This window comes from Burkholderia sp. Ax-1719 (assembly GCF_011753055.1).
Lineage (GTDB): Bacteria > Pseudomonadota > Gammaproteobacteria > Burkholderiales > Burkholderiaceae > Paraburkholderia.
The window spans coordinates 159,843-184,468 of the sequence record NZ_VWWJ01000009.1; the positions used below are offsets into that span (position 1 = coordinate 159,843).

20 protein-coding genes are annotated in these 24,626 nt (G+C 63.0%); 6 read left to right on the forward strand and 14 right to left on the reverse strand.

Going from position 1 to position 24,626, the window contains the following annotated elements; genetic code table 11:
- Positions 1-137 precede the first annotated feature (137 nt).
- The gene (locus F3J17_RS18300) at positions 138-1,103 is read left to right on the forward strand and encodes an ABC transporter ATP-binding protein (protein ID WP_167061573.1); all 966 of its coding nucleotides are present in this window, start codon (positions 138-140) and stop codon (positions 1,101-1,103) included.
- Entirely contained in the window at positions 1,100-1,861 is a 762-nt protein-coding gene (locus F3J17_RS18305; protein ID WP_167061575.1) for an ABC transporter permease, read from the forward strand. The genes F3J17_RS18300 and F3J17_RS18305 overlap by 4 nt, the downstream gene beginning before the upstream one ends.
- Before the next feature lie 82 nt (positions 1,862-1,943).
- Here the strand turns inward: F3J17_RS18305 and F3J17_RS18310 are convergent, their stop codons facing one another.
- The 4 genes from F3J17_RS18310 to F3J17_RS18325 form a co-directional block, all read right to left on the reverse strand.
- Positions 1,944-2,804: a MurR/RpiR family transcriptional regulator gene (locus tag F3J17_RS18310; RefSeq protein ID WP_167061578.1), complete on the reverse strand. Its 861-nt coding sequence runs from the start codon at positions 2,802-2,804 to the stop codon at positions 1,944-1,946.
- A 96-nt stretch (positions 2,805-2,900) separates the two neighbouring features.
- Positions 2,901-3,371 carry a transcriptional repressor gene (locus F3J17_RS18315; RefSeq protein WP_167061581.1) on the reverse strand — a complete coding sequence of 157 codons (471 nt, stop codon included), beginning with the start codon at positions 3,369-3,371 and terminating at the stop codon, positions 2,901-2,903.
- Positions 3,372-3,458: 87 nt separating this feature from the next.
- Positions 3,459-4,535 (reverse strand): ChuX/HutX family heme-like substrate-binding protein, encoded by a 1,077-nt coding sequence (locus F3J17_RS18320; RefSeq protein ID WP_167061584.1) that lies wholly within the window; start codon positions 4,533-4,535, stop codon positions 3,459-3,461.
- Between the two features lie 23 nt (positions 4,536-4,558).
- Complete coding sequence (locus F3J17_RS18325) at positions 4,559-6,898, reverse strand: TonB-dependent hemoglobin/transferrin/lactoferrin family receptor (RefSeq protein ID WP_345891215.1); 2,340 nt, start codon at positions 6,896-6,898, stop codon at positions 4,559-4,561.
- Between the two features lie 280 nt (positions 6,899-7,178).
- On the opposite strand from F3J17_RS18325, the gene F3J17_RS18330 reads away from it, so the two are divergent.
- A complete protein-coding gene (locus F3J17_RS18330; RefSeq protein WP_167061587.1) occupies positions 7,179-8,294 on the forward strand; it encodes an alkene reductase in 1,116 nt (371 codons plus the stop codon).
- A 31-nt stretch (positions 8,295-8,325) separates the two neighbouring features.
- Here F3J17_RS18330 and F3J17_RS18335 read toward each other — a convergent pair whose 3' ends face one another.
- The 5 genes from F3J17_RS18335 to F3J17_RS18355 form a co-directional block, all read right to left on the reverse strand.
- The gene (locus F3J17_RS18335; RefSeq protein WP_167061590.1) at positions 8,326-9,006 is read right to left on the reverse strand and encodes a response regulator; all 681 of its coding nucleotides are present in this window, start codon (positions 9,004-9,006) and stop codon (positions 8,326-8,328) included.
- Between the two features lie 7 nt (positions 9,007-9,013).
- A complete protein-coding gene (locus tag F3J17_RS18340; protein WP_167061593.1) occupies positions 9,014-10,477 on the reverse strand; it encodes an ATP-binding protein in 1,464 nt (487 codons plus the stop codon).
- A gap of 80 nt (positions 10,478-10,557) precedes the next feature.
- Positions 10,558-12,042: an efflux transporter outer membrane subunit gene (locus tag F3J17_RS18345; protein WP_167061596.1), complete on the reverse strand. Its 1,485-nt coding sequence runs from the start codon at positions 12,040-12,042 to the stop codon at positions 10,558-10,560.
- Positions 12,039-15,257 (reverse strand): efflux RND transporter permease subunit, encoded by a 3,219-nt coding sequence (locus F3J17_RS18350; protein ID WP_205194848.1) that lies wholly within the window; start codon positions 15,255-15,257, stop codon positions 12,039-12,041. The genes F3J17_RS18345 and F3J17_RS18350 overlap by 4 nt, the downstream gene beginning before the upstream one ends.
- A gap of 10 nt (positions 15,258-15,267) precedes the next feature.
- Positions 15,268-16,344: an efflux RND transporter periplasmic adaptor subunit gene (locus F3J17_RS18355; protein WP_345891216.1), complete on the reverse strand. Its 1,077-nt coding sequence runs from the start codon at positions 16,342-16,344 to the stop codon at positions 15,268-15,270.
- A gap of 389 nt (positions 16,345-16,733) precedes the next feature.
- On the opposite strand from F3J17_RS18355, the gene F3J17_RS18360 reads away from it, so the two are divergent.
- Complete coding sequence (locus F3J17_RS18360) at positions 16,734-17,558, forward strand: hypothetical protein (protein ID WP_167061601.1); 825 nt, start codon at positions 16,734-16,736, stop codon at positions 17,556-17,558.
- 26 nt (positions 17,559-17,584) lie between these two features.
- On the opposite strand, the gene F3J17_RS18365 is transcribed toward F3J17_RS18360, so the two are convergent.
- Entirely contained in the window at positions 17,585-18,502 is a 918-nt protein-coding gene (locus F3J17_RS18365) for a LysR family transcriptional regulator (protein ID WP_167061604.1), read from the reverse strand.
- A 138-nt stretch (positions 18,503-18,640) separates the two neighbouring features.
- Between F3J17_RS18365 and F3J17_RS18370 the strand changes: the two genes are divergently transcribed.
- The gene (locus tag F3J17_RS18370; RefSeq protein WP_167061607.1) at positions 18,641-19,405 is read left to right on the forward strand and encodes an SDR family oxidoreductase; all 765 of its coding nucleotides are present in this window, start codon (positions 18,641-18,643) and stop codon (positions 19,403-19,405) included.
- Positions 19,406-19,444: 39 nt separating this feature from the next.
- Complete coding sequence (locus F3J17_RS18375; protein WP_167061610.1) at positions 19,445-20,236, forward strand: SDR family oxidoreductase; 792 nt, start codon at positions 19,445-19,447, stop codon at positions 20,234-20,236.
- Between the two features lie 68 nt (positions 20,237-20,304).
- Here the strand turns inward: F3J17_RS18375 and F3J17_RS18380 are convergent, their stop codons facing one another.
- The 4 genes from F3J17_RS18380 to F3J17_RS18395 are packed head-to-tail and all read right to left on the reverse strand — an operon-like array spanning position 20,305 to position 24,608.
- The gene (locus F3J17_RS18380) at positions 20,305-22,002 is read right to left on the reverse strand and encodes a GMC family oxidoreductase N-terminal domain-containing protein (protein WP_167061613.1); all 1,698 of its coding nucleotides are present in this window, start codon (positions 22,000-22,002) and stop codon (positions 20,305-20,307) included.
- A gap of 50 nt (positions 22,003-22,052) precedes the next feature.
- The gene (locus tag F3J17_RS18385) at positions 22,053-23,198 is read right to left on the reverse strand and encodes a Gfo/Idh/MocA family oxidoreductase (protein WP_240161043.1); all 1,146 of its coding nucleotides are present in this window, start codon (positions 23,196-23,198) and stop codon (positions 22,053-22,055) included.
- Between the two features lie 25 nt (positions 23,199-23,223).
- Positions 23,224-24,279 (reverse strand): sugar phosphate isomerase/epimerase, encoded by a 1,056-nt coding sequence (locus F3J17_RS18390; RefSeq protein WP_167061616.1) that lies wholly within the window; start codon positions 24,277-24,279, stop codon positions 23,224-23,226.
- 26 nt (positions 24,280-24,305) lie between these two features.
- Positions 24,306-24,608 carry a hypothetical protein gene (locus F3J17_RS18395; RefSeq protein ID WP_167061619.1) on the reverse strand — a complete coding sequence of 101 codons (303 nt, stop codon included), beginning with the start codon at positions 24,606-24,608 and terminating at the stop codon, positions 24,306-24,308.
- Positions 24,609-24,626 lie beyond the last annotated feature (18 nt).

A 24,626-nucleotide genomic window follows, 5' to 3' on the forward strand; every position in this document is an offset into this window, starting at 1 on the left:
ATGTTGTCAAATTAATCGATGCTTACAACGAATGAATGGCGTGTGCGAAAAATCAGGGGGCGCGCACGTGCGTGCGTAGCGTAGAGGGCCGGTGCGAGGTTCGATGCCCTGCCCCCGATTCTGGTAATGTCACGCACATGCAAACGATCCTCTCCATCGAGAATCTCTCGAAAGTCTATGCATCGGGCTTCCGCGCGCTTTCGCGCGTCAACCTGGACATCGACCGCGGCGAAATTTTCGCGCTCCTCGGCCCGAACGGCGCCGGCAAGACCACGCTCATCAGCATCATCTGCGGCATCGTCAACGCGAGCGAAGGCCACGTCCGCGTAGCCGGTCACGATATCGTCACCGACTACCGCGCCGCGCGCTCGCTGATCGGCCTCGTGCCGCAGGAACTGACGACCGACGCCTTCGAAACCGTCTGGGCCACGGTCTCGTTCAGCCGTGGCCTGTTCGGCAAACCGCCCAACCCCGCCTATGTCGAGCGCGTGCTGCGCGACCTCTCGCTATGGGAAAAGCGCAACAACAAGATCCTGACGCTTTCGGGCGGCATGAAGCGCCGCGTGCTGATCGCCAAGGCGCTGGCGCACGAGCCGCAAGTGCTGTTTCTGGATGAGCCGACTGCCGGCGTGGACGTGGAACTGCGCCGCGACATGTGGGAACTCGTGCGCGGCCTCAAGGCCAGCGGCGTGACCATCATCCTCACGACCCATTACATCGACGAAGCCGAAGAGATGGCCGACCGCATCGGCGTCATCAATGCGGGCGAGATCATGCTGGTCGAGCGCAAGGACGTGCTGATGCGCAAGCTCGGCCGCAAGCAGTTGACGCTGCAGCTCGACGCGCCGCTCGCCGCCATTCCGCCCGCGCTCGCCGCGTGGAATCTGGAACTGGCCGATAGCGGCAGCGAACTCACCTACACCTACGACGCCGAAAACGAGCGCAACGACATCATCGCGCTGCTCAAGAGCCTGGGCGATGCGGGCATCGGTTTCACGGACCTGAAAACGAGCCAGAGTTCGCTGGAGGACATTTTCGTGAGCCTCGTCGGCAAGGACGCGGCGCTCGCCGAAAACAACAAAGGACAGGTGAGCGCCCAATGAATATCCACGCAATCCGCGCAATCTACCGCTTCGAAATGGCGCGCACCCGACGCACGCTGATGCAGAGCATCGTCGCGCCGGTGATTTCGACGTCGCTTTACTTCATCGTGTTCGGTTCGGCGATTGGCTCGCGCATCAAGGAAGTGAACGGCGTGAGCTACGGCGCGTTCATCGTGCCGGGGCTGATCATGTTGTCGCTGCTGTCGCAGAGCATTTCGAACGCGTCGTTCGGCATTTACTTCCCGCGCTTCACCGGCACGATTTACGAGTTGCTGTCCGCGCCCGTGTCGTATTTCGAAATCGTCATCAGCTACGTGGGCGCGGCGGCCACCAAGTCGGTGCTGCTCGGGCTGATTATTCTGGCCACCGCCGCGCTGTTCGTGCCGATCCAGATCCAGCATCCGTTCTGGATGATCCTGTTCCTGCTGCTGACGGCCATCACCTTCAGCCTGCTGGGTTTCATCATCGGCATCTGGGCCGATAACTTCGAAAAGCTGCAGATCGTGCCGCTGCTCGTGATTACGCCGCTGACCTTCCTCGGCGGCAGCTTCTACTCGGTCGACATGCTGCCGCCCGCGTGGAAGGTGATTACGTTGTTCAACCCGATCGTCTATCTCATCAGCGGATTCCGCTGGAGCTTCTATGGCCTCGCGGATGTGGCCGTGGGCGTGAGTCTCGGCATGACGGCGGCGTTTCTCGCGCTGTTCCTCGGGATTACCGCATGGATCTTCAAGACCGGCTATCGGCTGAAGAACTGACGAACTTCACGGCTTCCATGTGAAAACGGGACGCGGCATCGAAGCCACGTCCCGTTTTTTTCAGGGCCGAACAAGCGGAAGATTACGGCACGTACGCGCCGCGCGCGTTGAGCGAGCGCTCGGCCTCTTCCAGTTGCGCCACCGCGCCCGAGCCTTCGAGCGCCAGCAGATGCGCGACCAGAGATTCGGCCTGCGCCGTCGCCGCGACGAGCGACGGGAAGAACGACGGGCTTTCGTGCGTGAAGATCAGCACTTTCTCGGCGTTGAGCGCGATGGGCGACACAGCGCTATCCGTGATCGCAATCAGCTTGCTGCCTTTTTCGAGCGCGGCTTCGGCCACACGTACCGCCTCGACCGAATACGGCGCGAAGCTCACCACGATGGTCGCGCTATCGCGTTCGATGCCGAGCAACTGCATTTCGAGCGTACCGGCCTCGCCGCCGAGCAGCGACACCGCTGGCCTGAACAGGCGGTATCCATACACGAGGCCAAACGCCACCGCATAACACGAACGGAAACCCGCCACATGGACATGGCGGGCCTTTTTCAGCACGCGCGCGGCTTCCACCATGGCGCGCGCGTTGTGCGCGGAACTGGCGTCGAGATTGTGTTGCTGCGCGGTGAGCAGATCGCGGGCGAGCGCATCCTTGGCGCTGCCGGCGACCAGCGAGCGCGCGCGGCTCGACAGCGGCTCGGGCCGCGTGCGTACGCGTGCGACGAACAGATCGCGCAATTCGTTCCAGCCCGGAAAGCCAAGCTGTTGCGACAGCCGCACGAGGGACGCGGGCTGCACCTGCGCGCGCTCGGCCACCTTGCGCATCGACGACACGGCGACTTCGTCGGGATGGTCGAGCAGGAAGGCAGCGCCGGTCTGGAATTGCGGGCTGAGTTCGGCGAATCGTGCGCGGATCAGCGCGGCAAGCTGGTCGAAACTTTCAGGCATGTCGAGAGGCCGATCGGGCCGGACGGTGAGCGACAACAAATGTTACCACTGGTGTTGCGGTGTGTTGCAACAATTCGCCCTTCACCACCACCCGCCTTACTCGCAATCCCCGCAGACAATACTGATGTTGATCGCCTGCTCCGAAGACCCAAACATGGAAGTCTGCGAAGCCGCTTTCACCATGTCGGTAAACTCCGGATTCCTGAATTTAACCCGGCGCCCGCATTTTCTGCACGAGATCATATGCATCTTTTCAGGCTGCCGCGGGCACTGCAGAAAGAACGTCGCTCTTGCCCCGGCGTCGCCCGGCGTCCACTGTCTGGAAACAATCCGCACGCGTTCGAAGTCCACCAGATTCCGGTAGATCGACGCCTGGCTCAAACTGATCCCTTTCCTGCTGGCGAATTTATAGATCTCATCGGCCTTCACGCCCTGCTTCATTTCAAACAAGGAAACGAGTACGGCGACCCGCGTGGGCGTGACGCGAATCCCAATGTCATTCATGTGCCGGATGACAAAATCACGCCAGGCAGCATCCTTTGGACCATGCGGTTCGATCTTTTCCATATGACGATCAGCGGGAAAGTCAGATCGTGCGAACGACGACTTCCCCGTCTTCTCAACCTCCGACTGAAAGTTCAGAAATCGCTCGCGTCAAGCCGCAACGGCTTCCTGATGCGGTTGCAGCGCCCCGACCAGCTCTCGCCACCCGGCAAGCTCCGGCGAACCGGGTTTGCGCGCGCCAAACAACATGGCGATGTTTTCGCCTTGCGCATCGAACAGTTCGACCGACGTGACGATGCCGTCGCTGGTCGGCTTGCGCACGAGCCATGCGCTCGCCACTAGATCGGCGCGCAGGTGAAGATTGAAGCGCTCGTCCAGCACGTTGACCCAAGGTCCCATGCAGCGAATATTCGTCACCTTGCCCGTGTGGATCTGGATCATGCCGGGATTGCCGACAAAGACCATGATGGGCAAACCGGCGCGAGCGGCGTCGACCAGCAACGCTTCGATCACATCGTCGGCCAGACGCGTCACATAGTGAGGCTCGGCCAGGCGCAGGGCCTGGGTGCGCGTCAAGCCAAACTTGCGCAGCAGCGGGAAAAAGTCATGGGTATCCTGCATGCCCTGCCAGGCAGCATGAAAACCGGAGACGTCGATATCCGCATCGTCGCGCACCGGCGGCACAGGTGACGCCGCCTTCAGCGCCAGCACCGACGATTGCTCTGGATCGGTCCACTCCGTCACCAGCGCGTCAAACGCGCCATGATCGCTATGCGCGCGCAAAAATACCTTGAAAACCGCGGCGCCCTGCGCGTCGTAAAACTGGAAGCTCTTCATTTCACCGCTGGCAGATGCTTCGCGAACCGCAAACGCGAAGGCCCAACCCCGATGAAACGCGCGCAGATCGATGTCCGCACCGAGCACGAGACCGACATGGCCTTCCGCGCTGACCTTTTCGAAAATGCCGTCCTTTTCGTGCACGGCCGCCTCGTTGCGCGTGAGCGTCATGACCTCGCCGAGCCTCGGCATCTGCGCGATCAGGCCCATGAAATCCGGCTTCAAACGCACCACGTTCACGCCGACGAAAGCCGCCACGGCCTGCGCTTCGCTCACCTGCATCGCCGCAGCCGCCTCACGCTGCCGCAGTTTTTGCGCGCTCTTTTGAGCAAGATACGTCGCGCGCCATTGCGCGAGCGCCTTGGCATCGGAAAAATCGACGGGATTCATTGTGTTCCTATGGGGATCGGTTATTAGAAGTCGACTTTCATGCCGACATTGAAATTGCGTCCCGGCGCGGTGTAAGCGTTGAGGGTCGCGTAGCTCGAACTGCCCGAGAGGTCGCGCACATCGCTCCAGCGCCAGTATTTGCGGTTGAACAGATTGTTGATGCCAGCGGTAATGCTCACGTGCTGCGTGATCTTGTAGCCGGCGTGCAGATCGACAATCGTGTACGAAGGCGTGGAGAAGTACTTCGTCGACGCGGTATTCACGTCGCTCGTATTGCGGCGCGAGTTGTACGTCACGTCTGCGCCCACGAACCAGCGATCGTCACCACGGTATTTGATGCCGAGCACCGCTGCCAGCGGCGGGATGGACATGATTCCGCTCGTGGTGCCGTCCGTGTTCTGTTCGCTGCCATCGGTATAGGCGACGCCGCCCTTCAGTTCGAGCGAATCGCCTGCGAACCAGTCGAATTTGGCTTCAACGCCCTTGATCGTTGCATTGCTGAAGTTGATGTACTGGAACTTCTCCGGATCGGTCGCCGAAGTCAGGCTGCCGCCCACGACTTCGGAATCGATAAAGTTCTTGTAGCGGCCATAAAATGCCGAAGCGCTATACGACACGCGGTTCGTACCGAACGCCAGCTTGCCGCGCATGCCGGCTTCGAATGAATTGCTGGTTTCCGGCTTCAGATTGGGATTGCCGACCTGCTCGTAATACGTGTGGTACATCGAGGCAGCCACGCCGCCGCCGTAAAAACTGTTGACCTGGTTGGCGGAAGGCGCACGGAAACCACGCGCATATTGCACGTACGGCACCATCGCCGGGCTGATTTCATATAGGAATGCCAGGCGTGGCGACAAAGCATTACCGCTCGAATTGGACAGAGGCTGGGTCGATGCGCTTGCTGCCGACGTGTACGTGCTGTCGGCATCAGGCGTCATGTGGTAATAGTCGAAGCGCAGGCCCGGCACGAAAGTCAGCTTGTTCCAGCTGATGCTGTCCTGCATATACGCGCCCAGATTGAGCGTTTGCGTCTTCGGGAAATTCTCCAGATAGCCGGAGGTCGCGTCCGCCGTATTGCCATTGGAATCGGTATTGAATTGCGAAACGCTTACGTCCAGACCGTAGACGAGTTTGTGCGAAAGCGGCCCGGTCTTGAACGAGCTTTCCGCCACCGTATTGCCGCCGACAATGCTCTCGCCGTAGTGGTTGTAGCGCGTCACGTCGCTAGTCGTTTCACCGATCAGCAGATTCTGATCGGTCGCCGCGTTGCGATAGAAAACCGAGCTTTTGACGTGCTGCACCCAGCGATTGGTTTCGTCGTCGTGATCCCATTCGAGCTTGACGCGATTGCTGGTGACGTCGTTGGTGGTGTTGTACGAGGTGGTATTGGCCGTGTAATTGCCGATCTCGTACAGGCTGTCGACAGAGCTGGTGTTATTGAGCGTCTCAGCGGTCAGCTTGAGCTTGTCGGTAGCGGAAAGCCTGAATACCAGTTTCGCGAGCGCCGAGCGGTTGTTATACGTTGCCGGGTCCGCCTCGTCGCGGCTCGCGCCCGTGCCGCCGGTGCTGCCATGATTGTCGAGTTCGTGGCCATGACGACCCGACAGCATCAACATGCCCTGCACTGCGCCATTCGCAGTGCTAAACGCCGTGGTGGCAGTGCCACCCCAGCTGCGATCGCTCGAGTCATAGTCCGAGCGCACCGAGAAATACGTTTTCTTGCCGTAAATACCGAGCAGATCGGAAGGATCCTTCGTCACGAAGTTGACCGCGCCGGTCAGACCGTCGCTGCCGTACAGCACCGATGCGGGCCCGCGCAGCACCTCGACGCGCTCGTACAGATCCGTATTCAGATAGTCGCCGCGACCCGCCGAGCCCGAACCAAACGAAAAGGTCTGCGGCAGCGGAATGCCGTCCTCGAGCAGCAGCACCTGGTTGCCTTCCAGGCCGCGAATATTGATGCCGTCGTTACCGCCGCGGCCGGTCGCGCTGCCGATACCGCTCGGGCGATAGGCCTGGCGATTCACGGCCACGCCCGGTTCGTATTTCAACGCATCCTTGATGTCCTTCGCGTTGTTCTCTTCCATGTCGTCCGAGGTGATCACCGAGACCGTCGCCGCGGAACGCGTGGGATCGGTCGTGCCGATGCGGCTGGCCGTCACCGACACCACGTTCAACTGACTGTCGACGCGCGACGCGGCGCCGGCCGTGGTCGCCTTGCTGGCCGCAACACTCGATGCGCTAACGGGCGCGGACGCCTGGACAGCCGCTTGTGCTGCCGTTTGAGCAAAAGCGGCCTGCGCGCCGCACAACTCCGCCAGCGCCATGGGCACCAGGATCGCCAGAATTCTTCGTTGAAACACCTTCTTCCCCTATCGATAACTATGCGAGTCGACCCCGCGCAGGCCGACAGATTTGTAAAGGAGGCCAAATATACATGAGAAGCATTCTCATTTACAGATTGGAAGATTACAGTGCGTTGCAACGTGTTTCATGCCGATTACAGCCGCCGCGCAATAAGCACGAACGCCCCCACCCGCGATTTTCAAATCCCACCGAATAATCTTTCAACGCCGGGCCGCATTCGCAGGCCCGCTTTCCTGCCCGACAATCGGCGACAATTCAACCCTTCGAGTACCTGTCATGTCCACCCGCAACCTGTTCACGCCGATCGATTTCAATGGCCGCACGCTGGCACATCGCGTCGCGATGGCCCCGATGACACGCGCCCGCAGCACGCAACCCGGCGACGTGCCCAACGCAACAAACGCCGCCTACTACGCGCAACGCGCGAGCGCCGCGCTGATCGTCACCGAGGCGTCGCAGATTTCGCCGCAAGGTAAAGGCTATTCATTCACGCCCGGGATTCACAACGACGCGCAGGTGGCGGGCTGGCGTCTCGTGACCGACGCCGTGCACGCAGAGGGCGGCACGATCTTTCTGCAGCTCTGGCATGTGGGCCGCATGTCACACCCCGATTTCCACGACGGCGCGCTGCCCGTCGCGCCATCGGCTATCCCGTTCGACGGACAGATCTGGAAGGTCGATCCCGCCACCGGTCAGGGCGCGATGGTCGATTGCCCGACGCCGCGTGCGCTCAGCACCGCCGAGGTGCGCCAGATCGTCGAAGATTTCCGCCTGGCCGCGCGACGCGCACGCGAAGCGGGTTTTGACGGCGTGGAAGTGCACGGTGCGAATGGCTATCTGATCGATCAATTCCTGCGCACGACCTCGAACCAGCGCGACGACGAATACGGCGGCTCGCGTGAAAACCGCCTGCGCTTCCTGCGTGAAGTGATCGACGCGATCGTGGGCGAGATTGGCGCCGAGCGCACCGCGATCCGCCTCGCGCCGTTTCTGACCGCGCGCGGCATGGCTTGCCCGGACATCCTGCCGACGATGCTTGAAGCCGCAACCTTCCTGCAATCGCGCGGGATCGCGTATCTGCATCTGGTCGAAGCGGATTGGGATGACGCGCCCGAATTCACCGAAGCGTTTCGCCGCGATATTCGCGCGCGTTTTGCGCAGCCGATTATCGTCGCGGGCAAATACGATCTGGAGCGCGCGAACTGGGTGATCGGCGCAGGTTATGCCGATATGGTCGCGTTCGGCCGTCCGTTCGTGGCAAATCCCGATCTGCCGGCGCGCCTCGCTAACAACTGGCCGCTCGCAGAAATGGACCCTGCCACACTGTTCGGCGGCGACGCGCGCGGCTACAGCGACTATCCGGCCTTCTCCGAGGCAGCGCTCGAAGCGTAATCACAGGCGCGCGCGGGCCGAAGGTCAACGCCTATAAAGCCAGCCGGAAGCCCGCGCCATACACCGACTGGATCACATCCTCGTCCGGGGCAATCGATTCGAATTTACGGCGGATCTTTTTCACGTGGCTGTCGATGGTGCGATCCTCGACGATGCGCCCATCCGGGTACAACCGGTCCATCAGCACGTCGCGCGAAAACACGCGGCCCGGCCGCGTCGCCAGCGTCTTGAGCAGCCGGAATTCGATCGGCGTGAATTCGATCGTCACGCCGCGAAAGGTCGCCTGGAAGCATTCTTCGTCGAGGCTGAGCGGCGCGCTTTCAGGAAAGCGCTCGAAGCGCGTGCGGCGCAGGATCGCTTTCACGCGCGCAACCAGTTCCAGCAGGCTGAACGGCTTGCAGATGTAATCGTCCGCGCCCAGTTCAAGGCCGATCAGGCGATCCACCTCCTCCACCTGCGCCGTCACCATGATGACCGGCACATCGCTCCAGGTGCGTAAATCGCGGCAGATGTCGCGTCCGTCACGGCCCGGCAGCATCAGATCGAGTACGATCAGACCCGGCATCTGGCGCTCGACTTCCGCCGCCACGGCGAGCCCGTCGCCCACGCAACGCGTCGTGTAGCCGGCCGCCTGCAGAAAATCCGCCATCAGGCTCGCCAGCTTCGGCTCGTCCTCGACGATCAGGATGTCGATAGGTGTTTCGTTCGTCATGGTCACTTCAGGTTCTGGCCAGCTGATGCGATGGTACGTTGTCCTTGAAAAGCGGCAATGCAATGGCGATGCGCAAGCCGCCTTGTGGCGCGCGCGCCGCCTCGATACGACCGTCATGCGCTTCGACGATGCCGCGACAGATCGGCAGGCCCAGACCCGCGCCGCCGGTCGCACGGCTGCGCGACGCCTCGACGCGATAGAAACGCTCGAATAACGACGGCAGGTAGGCGTCGGGCACACCCGCGCCGTTATCGTCGAAATCGATCCGCACCGTGCTGGCGTCTTCGCGCGCACTCACGAACACCGCGCCGCCCGCGTCGACATAGCGCACCGCATTTTCAAGGATATTCGTGAAGACCTGCTGCAGGCGCCGCTCGTCGCCGCGCACCCAGAGCGGCGCGTCGGGCAGATCGACCTGCAGCGTGAGGCCGGCATCGCTCAGGCGTCGCGCACCGCGACGCAGCGCCGAGCGCAAGGTCTCGCACACGTCGATCTGTTCGTGGTGATAGCGCAGCGCGCCAACATCGGCGAGCGAGAGATCGTAGAGATCGTCCACCAGCCGGCTCAGCCGCTTCACCTCGCCGCCCAGCGAGCGCACCGCCTCGACGCTCACGGGCCGCACGCCCACTTCGATCGCCTCGATCTCGCCGCTCATCACGGCAAGCGGCGTGCGCAGTTCGTGCGAGATATCGGCGACCAGCGCGGAACGCATACGTTCGGTGCTTTCCAGCGCCTGGGCAAGGTGATTGAAATCGCGTTCGAGCTGGCCGATATCGCCGCTCGACACTGTCGGCACGCGTGCGCTCAGATCGCCGCCCGCGAGCGTGTGCGTTGCGCTGGCGATGCGCCGCAGCGGCGAAGCCAGCGCGCGCGCCATCCACAAGGTCGTGAGCACCGCCAGCAACGTGGCCGCGATGGCGATGATCCAGCTCGATTCGCGTTGCGTGCGCTGGAAACGCAGATCGCCCGCCTCGGTGGCGCGCTCGAACGGCACCATCAGCAGCCAGCCAACCGTCTTGCCGCTCACCACGATCGGCCTGCGGGGCGAGGAATCCGCGAACGTCGGATTGCCGAACACGTAGTGCCCCTGCGCGTCGAGCAACGTGAAGCGCGTGTTGGTGCCGATCAGCGACGACACCGGCAGACGCGGCAGCGGCGCATGGCCCGTAACGGGATACGACGCGGGCGCGTAAGGCCGCATGATTTCATGCCAGAGGCTGCGATTCTGCAGCAGAAAATCCCAGCTGCCGTGATCGCGATACGCCATGCCGAGCGGCCCGACGCTCGATTCGAGCCGCTTGATTTCCTGATGCTCCAGATAGCCGAGAAAACCGCGCTCGAAGCTGATCTGCGCGCCCACCGCCATCGCGCCGATCACCAGCACGTTGACGACCAGCATCGCAGCAAACAGCTTGCCGGTGAGGCTGGAGCGCCGGATGGCGCGGATCGCGCGGGTCAGCACGTCTGGCATGGCGTGGCCTACCTTCCTTCTTTAGGGAAAACGTCCGGTCATGATACCCGCCGCATTAACACTCATCTTCTTCGTCATCGTCATCGGCTGGCCGCCGTGCCCTTGCTGTCGCCCGCATCCACGCCGCCGCCCAGCGCCGCGTAAAGCGTAATCAGACTGGTCTGCGCCGTCAGTTGCGTCGCCACCAGCGATTGCTGCGCGGTGTACAGCAAACGCTGCTCGGTCAAGGCGTCGATCAGGCTGTCGCTGCCCTGCTGGTACAGCGCCATGGTCAGATCGTAGGCGTGCTGATCGGCCTTCACCGTGCGGGTCTGGGCGTCGAGCTGCGCGTCGATGGTGGCCCGCGTCGCCAGCGCGTTCGCGACTTCCTCGAAGGCGGTCTGGATGGTCTTTTCATACGTCGCCACGTCGATTTTCAGCGTGACCTTGGCGGCGTCGAGCGTCGCGCGGTTCTCGCCCGCGTTGAAGATCGGGATCACGGCGGACGGTTCGAACGACCAGCTGCGATTGCCGCCCGTGAAAAGCTGAGCCAGCGCGGGACTTTCGAAACCCAGCGCGGCAGTCAGGCTGATGGTCGGGAAGAAGTTCGCTCGCGCCGCGCCGATATCGGCGTTATCGGCCTTCAGCGTGTGTTCGGCGGCGAGCACATCGGGGCGGCGTTGCAGCACCGTCGACGGAATGCCGGCCGGAATCGTCGTGATGCTGGCGACGGGGTCGACCTGCGCATCGGGCAGATCGGCGACCGGCACAGGCGCGCCCACCACCAGGTCGAGCGCATTGCGCGCCTGCGCCACCGTGGTCTGCGCCTGCGCCACGGCATTGCGCGCGGATTGCAGGCTCGCCTGCGCCTGCTCGATATCGAGCGCGCTCGCTGCGCCCAGCGCGTGCTCGCGATCGACCAGATCGAAGGTGCGCTGCTGGCTCGCTTCAGTTTCCTGTGCGATCACCAGCAGGCGTTTGTCAGACGCGAGCGTGAGCCAGTCGCTCGCCACATCGGAGACCAGACTGATCTGCGTGCTGCGGCGCGTCTCGATGGTCGACAGATACGTCTCCAGCGCCGCCTGGCTCAGGTTGCGCACGCGCCCGAACAGATCGAGTTCGTAGGAGGTGAAGCCCAGATTGGCGCTGTAGAGGTGGGTAGTCGAGCCGCTCGCGCCACTCGTGGCGGTGGAGGCGCCAGAATCCGCACTGCGCACGGAGTTTGGCGTGCGCTCGGCTTCGTCGGAGCCGCCCAGGTCGATTTCGGGGAACAGCGAGGCGCGTTCGATGCGGTATTCCGCGCGCTCCTTTTCGATATCGAGAATCGCGATGCGCAGATCGCGGCTGTTCGACAGCGCGAGCGCAATCGTGCGTTGCAGACGCGGATCGACGAAAAACGTGCGCCAGCCGATATCGGCGGCGAGCGTGTCCGCCGTGTGCTCGACCGCCGCCGGAGCCGAGGCCGCATCGGGCCACGACGCGGGCACCGGCGCCGCGGGCCGCTGATACTTCGGCGAGAGGTCGATACACGCGCTCAGCGCCGCGACGGCCGTACCGGCCACCATCCAGTTGATTACGCGCTTCATGCGGCCTCCTGCGCAGCGTGTTCGTGTTCGTGTTCGTGCTCGCTCGCCTGCGCGCCGGTCGAACCGGAACCATCGGCGGGCGCATTGGCTCCGCCCGGACCGCGCGGGCCGCCCGGCGCGGCATCCTTGCCGCTCAGTTTGCGGACCATGAAATACGAGAGCGGCGTAAAGAAAATTGCCAGCACCGTCCCCACCAGCGTGCCGCCAAACACGCCCGTGCCAATCGACTGGCGCGCCGCCGCGCCCGCGCCGCTCGCCACCACCAGCGGCGCGACGCCCAGCAGGAACGCCAGCGAGGTCATCACGATCGGGCGAATCCGCAACGCCACCGCCTGCTCGATGGCCTTGAGCGTCGTTGCGCCCTGCTTTTCCAGCATCGTCGCGAACTCGACGATCAGAATCGCGTTCTTCGACGACAGCCCGACCGTCACCAGCAGTCCCACCTGGAAATAGACGTCGTTCGACAGGCCGCGCAGCGTGGTCCCCAGCGCCGCGCCAAACACGCCCAGCGGCACGATCAGCAGCACCGCCAGCGGCACCGACCAGCTTTCATAGAGCGCCGCCAGGCACAGGAACACGAACAGCACGGAAACGGCGTAGAGATACGGCGCCTGTCCGCCCGACAACTGTTCCTGATACGAGAGTCCCGTCCACGCATAGGTGATGCCCTTGGGCAGCTGTGCGACCAGTTGCGCCATGGTCTGCATCGCCTGCCCCGAACTCACGCCCGGCGCAGGATCACCGACGATCTCGAACGACGATTGCGCGTTATAGCGGTCCAGCTCGGGCGGACCGAAGGTCCAGTGCGAAGTCGAGAATGCGGAAAACGGCACCATCGTCCCGACGCTATTGCGCACATACCAGTTCTCCAGTGCCTCGGGCGTCATGCGGAACGGTGCATCGCCCTGCACATAGACTTTCTTGATGCGCTGATTGTCGAGAAATTCGTCGACGTATTCGCCGCCCAGCGCATCTTCGACCGTCGTATTGATATCGCCCGGCGCGAGGCCCATTGCGTTCGCCTTGCGGTCGTCGATATCGAGTGAGAGTTGCGGCGTATCGGCCAGACCGTTGAAGCGCACCTGACGCACGATGCCGCTGGCGTTCGCCATCTTGATCAGCTTGTCGCGCGCGGCGGCCAGCGCCGTGTGGCCCAGATTGCCCTCATCGACCAGTTCCATGTCGAAGCCCGAGCTAATACCCAGGCCGCGCACGGTCGGCGGTTGCAGCACGAACACTTTCGCATCGCGAATCTGCTGCGAAAGATCGCGCGAAGCCCTGGCGACAAAGCCCTGCGCCGTGTCACTGACGGCCGTGCGCTGGCTCCAGTCCTTGAGCTTCACCCACATCATGCCGACGTTCTGGCCATTGCTGCCCACCGCGTAACCGGCGACGTTGAACACTTCGGACACGGCAGGCTGCTTGAGCAGATAGTCCTCGACCCTGGCCATGGTCGCTTCGGTGCGCTCGCGCGTCGCGCCCACCGGCGCGGTCACCGTCACCATCAGCACGCCCTGGTCTTCCGTGGGCAGGAACGATGTGGGCAGGCGCACGAACAGCAGCCCCGCGCCCACCACCAGCAGGGCGTAGATAAGGATCGCGGGCTTGCGGTGATGGAGCATTTTGTCGATGGCGCGCCGGTATTTGCCGGTCGACGCATCGAAGCCGCGATTGAAGCCGCTGAAAAAGCGCCCCTTGGGTTTCTCGTGACCGTCCTTGAGGATCGTCGCGCACAGCGCGGGCGTAAATGTCAGCGCCACCACCACCGAAAGCGCCATCGCCGATACAACCGACACCGAGAACTGCCGATAGATGATGCCGGTCGAGCCGCCGAAAAACGCCATCGGCAACAGCACGGCAGACAACACCATCGCAATCGCGACCAGCGCACTGCTGATTTCCGTCATCGACTTTTTGGTGGCGTCGCGCGGTGACAGATGCTCCTCGGTCATCAGCCGCTCGACGTTTTCGACCACCACGATCGCATCGTCCACCAGCAGCCCGATCGCCAGCACCACGCCGAACATGGTGAGCATGTTGATCGAATAGCCGAACACGTCGAGGATGCCGAAGGTGCCCAGCAGCACCACCGGCACCGCAATCGCCGGAATCAGCGTGGTGCGCAGGTTCTGCAGGAACAGGAACATGATCGCGACCACCAGCACGATGGCTTCCGCGAGCGTCTTCACCACTTCTTCGATGGACGTCTTGATGAACGGCACCATCTCGTAGGGATATTCGACCTTCAGCCCGTCCGGAAAGCTCGCCGCGCGCTTGTTGAGGAAGTCGTGCACTTCCTTGTCGACCTGCACTTCGTTCGCGCCCGGCGCGAGTTGCAGGCCCAGCCCCGACGCGGGCTTGTTATTGAAGTTGGTTTCGACCGTATAGGCTTGCGGGCCGAGCGAGACGCGCGCGACGTCGCCCAGCAGCACCTGCGCGCCGTTGGTCTCGGTCTTGAGCACGATGTCGCGGAACTGCTGCGCGGTCGTCAGGCGGCTGCGCGCCGTGATGGTGGCGTCGAGTTCCTGGCCCTTCACGGCCGGCGTATTGCCGACTTCGCCCGCCGCCACGTCGTTGTTCTGCGCGTCGATGGCGGTCACCACATCGGAGGGCATCAGCGCGTACTTTTGCAGCTTGTTCGGATCCAGCCAGATCCGCATGGCGTATTCATAGCCGAACTGCTGCGCCTGACCCACGCCCGGCAGGCGCTCGATCTGCTCTTCGAGATTGCTGTAGAGATAATCGGCGATGGCCGACTTGCTCATCTTGCCGTCTTCGGATACGAGGTTGAAGACGAGGAAGGTATCGGGCGAGGCCTTGCGCACGGTCACGCCGCTTTCCTGCACTTCGGTCGGCAGCAGCGCATTGGCCGATTGCAACTGGTCCTGGACCTGCACCTGCGCCGTGTCCGGATTCGTGCCCGCCGAGAACGTCAGCTTGATCGAGATATTGCCCTCGGAATTCGCCGAGGACGACATGTACATCAGATTGTCGAGGCCAACCATCTGCTGCTCGATCACCTGCACGACCGCGTCCTGGTTGGTCTGCGCGGACGCGCCGTTATAGGTCGCCGTGATCTGGATGGTGGGCGGCGCGATGTCGGGATACTGGTCGAGCGGCAGTTGGGTGATCGCGAATGCACCCATCAGGGAAACGAGAATCGCGAGCACCCACGCAAAAACCGGGCGATCGATAAAGAAATGAGCGATGCGCATGCGACAGCCCTCAATCCGCCGAAGGCGACGCAGCGGCGGTATTGGCTACCTGATCGCCGCCCGGCGCTTCTGTCGCTTTCACCGTATCGCCGACGCTCACGAACTGCGATCCCGCCACGACGATACGCTCGCCCGCGGCAAGGCCGCCCGTCACGACCCATTCGTTATTGTTCGCCGTCCCGGCGAGCATCAAGGTGCGTTGCTCGATCTTGTCCTGCGCGTCGACGATCAACGCCGTGGCGTTGCCGCGCTGATCGTGCACGACCGCCTGCTGCGGCACGAGAATCGCGCTTTCGTTGATGCCCTGATCGATCACGGCATGCAGATATTCGCCGGGCAGCAAGAGCTTGTCCGGATTTGGCACGATCACCCGCAGCGTAATCGTCCCCGTGGTCTGGTCGACGCCGACGCCCGCGAATTGCAGCGTGCCTTCGTGCGCGTAGGTCGAGCCGTCTTCCAGCGTGATCTTCACCTTGGCATTGCCGTTCGCATCGGTCTTGTACGCGCCGCTCGCCAGCTTCTTGCGCAGCGCGAGCACGTCCGTGCTGGATTCGGTGACGTCCAGGTACATCGGGTCGTAGGCGTAAATGGTCGCCAGCGCCGTGGTCTGATCCGCCGTCACCAGCGCGCCGGGCGTATACGCCGATGCGCTGATCGTGCCCGTCACCGGCGCGGTCACGCGCGTGTAGCCCAGATTGATGCGCGCGCTTTCCAGCGCGGCCTTGTCGGCGTCGATGGTCGCTTCGTCCTGCTTGAGCGTGGCCTCGGCTTCTTCCAGCGTTTCCTTGCTGATTGCGTCGATGGCGGCAAGCGAGCGGTCGCGTTCGGCGATCGGCTGGGCAGAGAGCAAGGCGGCCTGGGCTTTTTCGAGCTCGGCCTTGTCGGCGTCCCAGGTCGCCTGATAGGGCGCCGGGTCGATCTGATACAACACCTGTCCTTCGTGCACCACGCTGCCTTCGGCAAACAGGCGCTTCTGGATCACGCCGGTCACCTGGGGCGTGACCGGCGACGTCAGGAACGACGTTGCGCGTCCCGGCATGGACGCCGACTGCGCAAACGGCACCATCTTGACCGTTTCAACGATCACCGTCTGCACCTTTTTCTGCGCGGTTTTTTGCTCATGTGAACACGCCGCCAGCGCACAGGTCAGGAGCAGAACGCCTGTGCGTCGACGCGCGAAATGCCGGATTTGCATAGTGTTGGCCTCAATACCATGAGCGCGGTCCACGCCCGATTGCGGGATTATGCAAATCAAATTCGCAAGAAATTAGGATGACGCGCAGCGCTCTGGCGCGACAACGGTGTCGTTGCCGATTCAATCTTTCAGATCGCTGAATACCCTGGTGCGCGCCAGCCAGACCCTAAAGAATCCGTGTCGATCGCCGATAGGTGGATCAGGGGTGTTTTTCTCCGTGCTTTTATGGGTGAAAAGAACACCGTAAAAACCGATTTTTTAGTAAATCAAGGATTGATGGAATGCAGACCAGGAAGATTCGTGCGTTGACTGCCGCGTCATTGGCGTCCGTGGGGCTGTTGTCGGGATGTGTGCAGTTCGTCTCCGTCAAAGACATTGCCAGCGACAAACCGGCGTACCTCGCAACGCACTTCGGCATTAATGCGTTGCCGAACTCCGTGCGCGACAAATTTCCCGCTGCCGGCAATCACCCTCTTCCCTTCAAGATACTGACGCTGTCCGGTACGGTCTCGGGGCACGTCGGCACCGTGGGTACGAAGAGTGACTTCAAAACCACGCTGATCAACGCGCAGGATACCGGTCTGGTCCAGCAGATCATGGAGCTATCCGCCAACGACGTACCGGCTAGCGCAACCTTCAGCATTTCGTATCTCAATCTGATCGATCTGAAATCCGAAACCGCTTCGTACTCGAAAACGATTGCCATGCTTCCGGTTGTGGTGCACGACGTCGGCAATAACCAGTTCGTGTTCGATGCGCCCAAGGAAGACACTACGTACACCACGACGTTCGAAAGCGGTACGACGGTTCAGCTCGTCAACTTCCGTTCCTCGGTGACGAGCTGTCACACAGGCCGTTTTTATTCCGCTTCCCAAGTCAACGCAGCGCTGAGTGGCAAGGCGATTGATTTCGAGTGCGAAGACACGAAAGACGGCATCGTTCAGGACAAGTCGCGGCGAACCTATCTAACCGAATACGGTATTGCCGTCCCCCGTTCGATCGCTACGTCAGTCCTGAAATTCGACTGGACCTATAGCGACATCGCAAAAGATGGTGAAAGCCCGGCCATCCATTCCGGCAAACCCATCAGCAACAACGCTATCTGATCCTGTTGCGATTGCCCATCGTCGAATCAACCCGCGCGTGCGCCGTCCCACGGCGCCACGCCACCGAACGCTTCCACCAGGAAATCGATCATGACGCGTACGCGGGCGCTCAGATGTCGACGGCTCGGGTAGATCGCGAGGATATCGATCTCGGGCAGGCGATATTCGGGTAACACGCGAACCAGCCTGCCCGCGCGCAGATCGTCGCCGATCAGAAAGGTCGGCTGCCAGATCAGGCCTTCTCCGGCCAGCGCGGCGGCGCGCGCCGTATCGCCGTTATTGGTGTGCATGTGGCAGTCCACCTTCACCGGGTGAGCCTTGCCGCCGCGGTCGATCAGTTCCCACTCATCGCCGGTAGCCGCGTAGGTATAGCCGATGCAGCGATGATCCATCAGGTCCGCCGGCACGGCAGGCAATCCGCAGCGCGTCAGATAGTCCGGCGACGCGCACAGGATGTTCTGCGAAGTGGCCAGCTTGCGCGCGGCGTGACTGGTCGAACCCGCGCGTGAAATGCGGATGGCGAGATCGTAGCCTTCGTCGACGATATCGACGACGCGGTCAATCAGCGCGACGTCGAGTTCGATGCCCGGGTACTTGCGCATGAACCCGGGCCAGAGCGGCGCGAGATACTGGATGCCGAAGCTGACGGGCGCGTTGATGCGCAAGCGTCCCCGTGGCTCGACCGTGGCCGACGACACCAGCCCTTCGGTTTCCGCGACATCGTCGAGGATGGATTTGCAACGCGCGTAAAGCGTCTCGCCGCCCTCGGTCAGCGACAACGTGCGCGAGGTGCGATTGAGCAGCCGCGTGCCGAGGTGCGCCTCCAGTTCATGCACATAGCGGGTGACATTGGCCGGCGAGGTGCCCAGCAGTTCCGCCGCGCGCGCAAAGCCGCCGCGGTTCACCACCGTCACAAAAACCTCGAAAGCGCGCAAGCGGTCCATGCCCCTCTCCGATCATTCATAAAAACTTAATGATAGGACCATCTTTTCGTCCTTTCCACTATCAAGACTGAATCCTATATTGCTGTCACGGGCCAGCGCACAGGGCAATGGCCGAAGCAATACCTCAGGAGATTCAACATGGAACGTTTGACTGGGAAAGTGGCCATCGTGACGGGCGCCAGCGCTGGAATTGGCCGTGCCACCGCAAAGCTGTTCGCGCGGGAAGGCGCCAAGGTGGTGATCGCGGCGCGCCGCGAGCAAGAGCTAGAAAAGCTGGCCGCCGAGATCGCCAGCGAAGGCGGAGAAGTTGCGTATCTGGCGGGCGACGTGCAATCGGAAGCGTTCGCTCAGGCGCTGGTCGAACTTGCCGTGAGCCGTTTTGGCCGGCTGGATATCGCCTACAACAACGCCGGCACGCTGGGCGAGATGGGCCCGAGCACCGGGATTTCAGAAGCGGGCTGGAACGCCGCGCTGGCCACCAATCTGACCAGCGCCTTCCTCGGCGCGAAACATCAGATCCCCGAAATGCTCAAGCACGGCGGCGGATCGATCATCTTCACATCGACCTTCGTGGGTTACTCGTTTGCCTTTCCGGGCACGGCCGCCTACGCGGCGAGCAAGGCCGGTCTCATCGGCCTGACTCAGGCGCTGGCCGCCGAATACGGCCCGCAGGGCGTGCGCGTGAACGCGGTGCTGCCGGGCGCGGTGGATACGGAGATGTATCGCGACATGAACGACAGCAGCGAGTCTCAGGCCTTCGTGACAGGACTGCATGCGCTCAAGCGCGTCGCGAAGCCGGAAGAACTCGCGCGCTCGGTGCTTTATCTGGCTTCGGACGATTCGTCGTTCGTGACCGGCACGGCGTCGCTCGTCGATGGCGGCGCTTCGATTACGCGTACGTAAATCCCTCACCTCAATGTCAATCAAGGAAAGGAAACGTTCATGGACTTGCATCTGAAAGGCAAACTCGCGCTGGTCAGCGGCAGCACGGCCGGCATTGGCCTTGCCATCGCCACCACCCTGGCGCAGGAAGGCGCGCGCGTAATCGTCAACGGCCGTTCGCAATCGTCGGTGGATGCCGTGGTGAAGCAGCTCAAAGCCGAAACCGGCGGCGAAGTGGCCGGATTCGCAGGCGATCTGAGTGTGGCCGCCGCAGCCGAAGAAGTGGCGCGCCGCTTCCCGAATGTGGAAATCCTGGTCAATAACCTGGGCATCTTCGAGCCCAAACCGTTCGAAGCGATTCCCGATGAAGACTGGCTGCGTTTCTTCGATGTCAACGTCCTGAGCGGCGTGCGTCTTGCCCGCCTGTATCTGCCTGCCATGCGCGAGGCCGACTGGGGGCGCATCATCTTCATTTCGAGCGAAAGCGGCGTGCAGATTCCTGCCGAAATGATCCACTACGGCATGACCAAGACCGCGCAGCTCGCAGTCTCGCGCGGGCTGGCCGAAGCCGTTGCCGGAACCGGCATCACCGTCAACAGCGTGCTGCCGGGCCCGACGAAGTCGCGTGGCGTAGGCGAATTCGTCGAGACGCTGGCAAAGGCCGACGGCAAGTCGTTCGAAGCATTCGAAAAGGAGTTCTTCGAGAAGGTTCGGCCCACGTCGCTGATCAAGCGATTCGGCACGCCGCAGGAAATTGCCTCGCTGGTGGCCTATATCGCCAGCCCGCTGGCTTCGGCCACCACGGGAGCCGCGTTGCGCGCCGATGGGGGCGTGGTGAAGAGCGCGTTCTAGTTTGCAAAGACAGGACAGGACCGGCGGGGTGGGCGTTAGCGCCCAGCCCGCCGGCCTCTTCCCGCGCGCTAGACGAGCGATTGCGCCGACACTTCGCGCGTGCGCTTTGTCGTCGGGTATGGCGGGTCACCACCGCTGTCGCGATCTTCGAGAATCAGCTCGGCGGCGCGATAACCGAGCATCATCGCCGGACCGTTCGTATTGCCCGACGGCAGCGTCGGCATCGACGAACAATCCACCACGCGCAATCCCGCCAGCCCATGCACGCGCAGGCGCGAGTCGAGCACGGCGTCGCCGGGCGCGCCCATCCGGCATGTTCCGGTCGCGTGCACGCCCGGACTCACCAGCCATTTCAGTGCCTCGAAGATTTCGTCGTCGCTCTGATGTTGCGCGCCGGGCACCACCTCGCGAACGATATAGGGGGCAAGCGCGGGCTGCGCCGCGAACTCGCGCATGAGCCGCAACATCTCCACCAGCAGCGTGCGGTCCTCGGGATCGCCCCACCAGTTGGCATCGACCAGCACCGGCTGCGTGACGTCGGCAGACTGGATCGCCACGCTGCCACGACTTTTGGGCCGCAGGTAGTAGCCGTTGAGCGTGAGACCCGGTTGATCTTCCAGCGCGCCGCGCCCCGGATCGGCCTTGATTTCCTCGCTCGAACGCATCGAAAACGGTCCAACGCCGAACTGCACATCGGGCCAATGCGGCGCGGAGCGCATCGAAACCAGCGCCGTCAATTCCGGCGAGGTGTACGCCATCAACCCGGTGCGCGTCGTGTAGTACTGAAGCACATGGCGCATCAGCCGCCAGCCGTGGAATTCGCGATTGAAACCCGCATCGTTGCGCATGCGAAACGAGATCGAGAACATCGCATGATCGGCGAGATGGCGGCCCACGGCGGGCAGATCCTTCACCAGTGCGACGCCCGCTTTCGCCAGCACATCGGCGGGACCGACGCCCGAGAGCTGCAACAGCTTCGGGCTTTGCAGCACGCCGGCGCACAGAATCACCTCACGCCGCGCCCGTGCGAAATATGCCACCTCGCCCACGCGGTAGTGCACGCCCGCCGCGCGCTCGCCCTCGAACGCGATGCGCTGCGCCAGCGCGCCAGTCTTCACGACGAGATTGCTGCGGCCCATCGCGGGTTTGAGAAACGCGCGATACGCCGAAGCGCGGCGGCCGCGCCGATCCACCGTTGCCTGCGTATAGCCGATGCCCTGCGTATCCGGCGTATTGATATCGTCGAGCACCGGCAGGCCCATCTGCCGGCCGGCTTCGCGCGCCGCGCGGATCACCGGCGAGCGGAACGGCAACTCCGTTATCTGCAGCGGCCCGTTGCGGCCGCGCGAACGATGCCCGTGGCGATATCGATAGCTTTCCATTTCGTTGAAGCAGCGCTCGACTTCGCTCCACGACCATTCGCGCAGGCCCATGTCGCGCCAGGCGTCGTAATCCGCGGGCATGCCGCGCAGATACCAGGTGCCGTTGGTCGAACTCGATCCGCCCAGACCGCGCCCATAGACCCATGTTTCATTCGCGGGACGATCCTTCTGCGCCTTCACGGGGAACTGCCAGAAGTATTGCGGATTGCCCCACATTTTCATGAATGCGCGCGGCATGCGCACGAGTTCGGATTCGTTGTCGCCGCCCGCTTCGAGCAGCAGCACCCGGCTTTTGCCGTCGCGGGTGAGCCGGTCGGCGAGCACACTGCCCGACGACCCTGCGCCCACAATGACGTAGTCGTACGCATCATCTACATTACTCATCGATACTCCTGCAATGTGTCTTTCGAATATTGGCCATCGGGCACGCCCTGTCAGCAAAGCGGCAGCCACACGCCGCCTGCACGTGACGAGGCCAGCGCCGTCCGGACAAACCGCATGCCGTCGAGGCCGTCCTCGATGGTCGGAAACGCACTTTCATCGGGTCCGCGCTCACCTGCGCGATGCGCGTGAACCGCCCCTGCAAAGTCGGCGTAAAGGTTCGCGAACGCTTCCAGATAACCTTCCGGATGCCCCATCGGCACGCGCGTCGCCCTGGCGGCGGTAGCGCCAAGCCGGGCGTCGCCGCGCCGGATCACGCGCGCGCTGTCGCCTAACGGCGCGAAGTGGAGTTCATCGGGGGTTTCCTGCCGCCAGCTCAAGCCGCCGCGCGAGCCGTAGATCGACAGTTCCAGGTTGTTCGCGTTGCCGGGCGCGGTCTGACTCGCCCACAACATGCCGCGCGCGCCGTTGGCGTAGCGCAGCAGCACGTGCGCGTTGTCGTCCACCTTGCGCCCCGTGACGGCGCTCGTGAGATCGGCCAGCAGCGCGTGGGCGTCGAGTCCGCTCACATAGCGCGCGAGGTGATAAGCATGCGTACCGATATCGGCGATGGCACCGCCCTCGCCCGCCTGGGCCGGATCGCTGCGCCACGCGGCCTGCTTGTTGCCGGACGCCTCGACGGGTTCGCTCAGCCAGTCCTGCGCATAACGCACCTGCACCGAGCGGATCTCGCCAATTTCGCCGGCGGCCACCCGTTCGCGCGCGTGCCGAACGAGCGGATAGCCGCTATACGTGTATGTCACGCCGAACAGACGCCCCGCTGCGCGCGCGAGGCGCGCAAGTTCGTTCGCCTCGTCGAGCGTCGTCGCCAGCGGCTTGTCGCAGAGCACATGCAGACCCGCGGCGAGGCAGTCGCGCGCGACGCGCGCATGCAAATGATTGGGCGTTACGATGACGACCGCCTCGATGCCGTCATCGCGCTGGCTCTCGCCATCGAGCATCGCCTGCCAGCTCGCATAGGCGCGGGCGGAATCAATGCCCAACGCCGTGCCCGATGCGCGCGAGCGCTGCGCATCGGCGGAAAATGCACCGGCCAGCAGCCGGTATTCGCCATCGAGCCGCGCCGCCATGCGATGAACCGCGCCGATGAATGCCCCCTCGCCGCCGCCCACCATCCCGATCCTGATCAATTCCTTCATGCTTCGTGGTCCTTGGTAAAACCCGTCAACCGATACCGAGCAGCCGCCGATTGGCGGCTTCATCCACGCCCGACGCCGCGAAATCGTCGAATGCGCGCGCCGTGACATCGATGATGTGATCGGCGATAAAGCGTGCGCCTTCGCGCGCACCCACGGCCGCGTCCTTGAGCGCGCACTCCCATTCGAGTACGGCCCAGCCTTCGAAATCGTATTGCGCGAGCTTCGAAAAGATCGCGCGGAAGTCAATCTGCCCGTCGCCCAGCGAACGAAAACGGCCCGCGCGTTCGAGCCACGCGCCGTAGCCGCCATAAACGCCGCTGCGTCCGTTGGGACGAAACTCGGCGTCCTTGATATGCACGGCCTTGATGCGCTCGCGATATAGGTCGATGAACGCCAGGTAGTCCATCTGCTGCAGATGAAGATGGCTCGGGTCATACAGGATGTTGGCGCGCGCGTGCCCGCCAACTGCATCGAGAAATCGCTCGAAGCTCGCGCCGTCGTGCAGGTCTTCGCCAGGGTGAATCTCGAAGCACACATCCACGCCCGCTTCGTCGAAGGCATCGAGAATGGGTCGCCAGCGGCGCGCCAGTTCTTCGAACGCCATCTCCACAAGACCGGCCGGGCGCTGCGGCCACGGATACAGGAACGGCCACGCAAGCGCGCCGGAAAACGTCGCGTGCGCGCGCAATCCCAGCCGTTTGCTTGCCTGCGCGGCCAGCATGAGTTGCGCGGCCGCCCACTGCTGGCGCGCCTGCGGCTGGCCGCGCAAGGCGGGCGGACAGAAGCCATCGAACGCCGCGTCGTAGGCGGGATGAACGGCCACCAGTTGCCCTTGCAGATGGGTGGACAACTCCGTCACAGCGATACCGTGCTCCGCAAGCGTGCCGCGCACTTCGTCCGCATAGGTCTGACTCGCCGCGAGCCGATCGAGGTCGATCAGGCGCGCGTCCCATGCCGGAATCTGCACGCCGCGATAGCCCAGACCGGCGGCCCAGCGCGCAATCGTATCGAGCGAATTGAACGGCGCTTCGTCGCTCACGAACTGCGCGAGAAAAATGGCGGGGCCGAGTATCGTTTTCATGGCGTATGGACTCCTTTTCTGCTGGCTCAATCGGACTGCGGCCGCTTCAGGCTGACCGGCTGAACCGCCCTGGCGGCTTTCGCGTCTTTCTGAGGATGGGGATGCTTGAGCGGGCCGCTTTGCGGGCCGTCTTTCTTCGAGTTCGGCGGCCCAGGCGGTTCGTCGATGCGCGGCGCGGGCGGCGGCGCGCGGCGCACCGTATGGCACTTCTGTTCGTAATGGTCGTGCTTCCAGACATCGCGACAGACGCGCTTGACTTCCTCGGCCGCGCCCGCGCGGCCCATCGTCGCCGCGATCAACAGCATGGCGATCAGAATGCGTGTGAACATGGTCTTTCCTCGTTGGCG

Excerpts from the sequence above, each read along its gene's own strand:
- F3J17_RS18345 (WP_167061596.1), bottom strand. The coding sequence starts at position 12,042 with ATGAAGCGCGTAATCAACTGGATGGTGGCCGGTACGGCCGTCGCGGCG.
- F3J17_RS18370 (WP_167061607.1), top strand. The coding sequence starts at position 18,641 with ATGGAACGTTTGACTGGGAAAGTGGCCATCGTGACGGGCGCCAGCGCT.
- F3J17_RS18310 (WP_167061578.1), bottom strand. The coding sequence starts at position 2,804 with ATGCCTGAAAGTTTCGACCAGCTTGCCGCGCTGATCCGCGCACGATTC.
- F3J17_RS18365 (WP_167061604.1), bottom strand. The coding sequence starts at position 18,502 with ATGGACCGCTTGCGCGCTTTCGAGGTTTTTGTGACGGTGGTGAACCGC.
- F3J17_RS18330 (WP_167061587.1), top strand. The coding sequence starts at position 7,179 with ATGTCCACCCGCAACCTGTTCACGCCGATCGATTTCAATGGCCGCACG.
- F3J17_RS18350 (WP_205194848.1), bottom strand. The coding sequence starts at position 15,257 with ATGCGCATCGCTCATTTCTTTATCGATCGCCCGGTTTTTGCGTGGGTG.
- F3J17_RS18305 (WP_167061575.1), top strand. The coding sequence starts at position 1,100 with ATGAATATCCACGCAATCCGCGCAATCTACCGCTTCGAAATGGCGCGC.
- F3J17_RS18315 (WP_167061581.1), bottom strand. The coding sequence starts at position 3,371 with ATGGAAAAGATCGAACCGCATGGTCCAAAGGATGCTGCCTGGCGTGAT.
- F3J17_RS18340 (WP_167061593.1), bottom strand. The coding sequence starts at position 10,477 with ATGCCAGACGTGCTGACCCGCGCGATCCGCGCCATCCGGCGCTCCAGC.
- F3J17_RS18300 (WP_167061573.1), top strand. The coding sequence starts at position 138 with ATGCAAACGATCCTCTCCATCGAGAATCTCTCGAAAGTCTATGCATCG.
- F3J17_RS18360 (WP_167061601.1), top strand. The coding sequence starts at position 16,734 with ATGCAGACCAGGAAGATTCGTGCGTTGACTGCCGCGTCATTGGCGTCC.
- F3J17_RS18390 (WP_167061616.1), bottom strand. The coding sequence starts at position 24,279 with ATGAAAACGATACTCGGCCCCGCCATTTTTCTCGCGCAGTTCGTGAGC.
- F3J17_RS18375 (WP_167061610.1), top strand. The coding sequence starts at position 19,445 with ATGGACTTGCATCTGAAAGGCAAACTCGCGCTGGTCAGCGGCAGCACG.
- F3J17_RS18380 (WP_167061613.1), bottom strand. The coding sequence starts at position 22,002 with ATGAGTAATGTAGATGATGCGTACGACTACGTCATTGTGGGCGCAGGG.
- F3J17_RS18335 (WP_167061590.1), bottom strand. The coding sequence starts at position 9,006 with ATGACGAACGAAACACCTATCGACATCCTGATCGTCGAGGACGAGCCG.
- F3J17_RS18385 (WP_240161043.1), bottom strand. The coding sequence starts at position 23,198 with ATGAAGGAATTGATCAGGATCGGGATGGTGGGCGGCGGCGAGGGGGCA.
- F3J17_RS18320 (WP_167061584.1), bottom strand. The coding sequence starts at position 4,535 with ATGAATCCCGTCGATTTTTCCGATGCCAAGGCGCTCGCGCAATGGCGC.
- F3J17_RS18395 (WP_167061619.1), bottom strand. The coding sequence starts at position 24,608 with ATGTTCACACGCATTCTGATCGCCATGCTGTTGATCGCGGCGACGATG.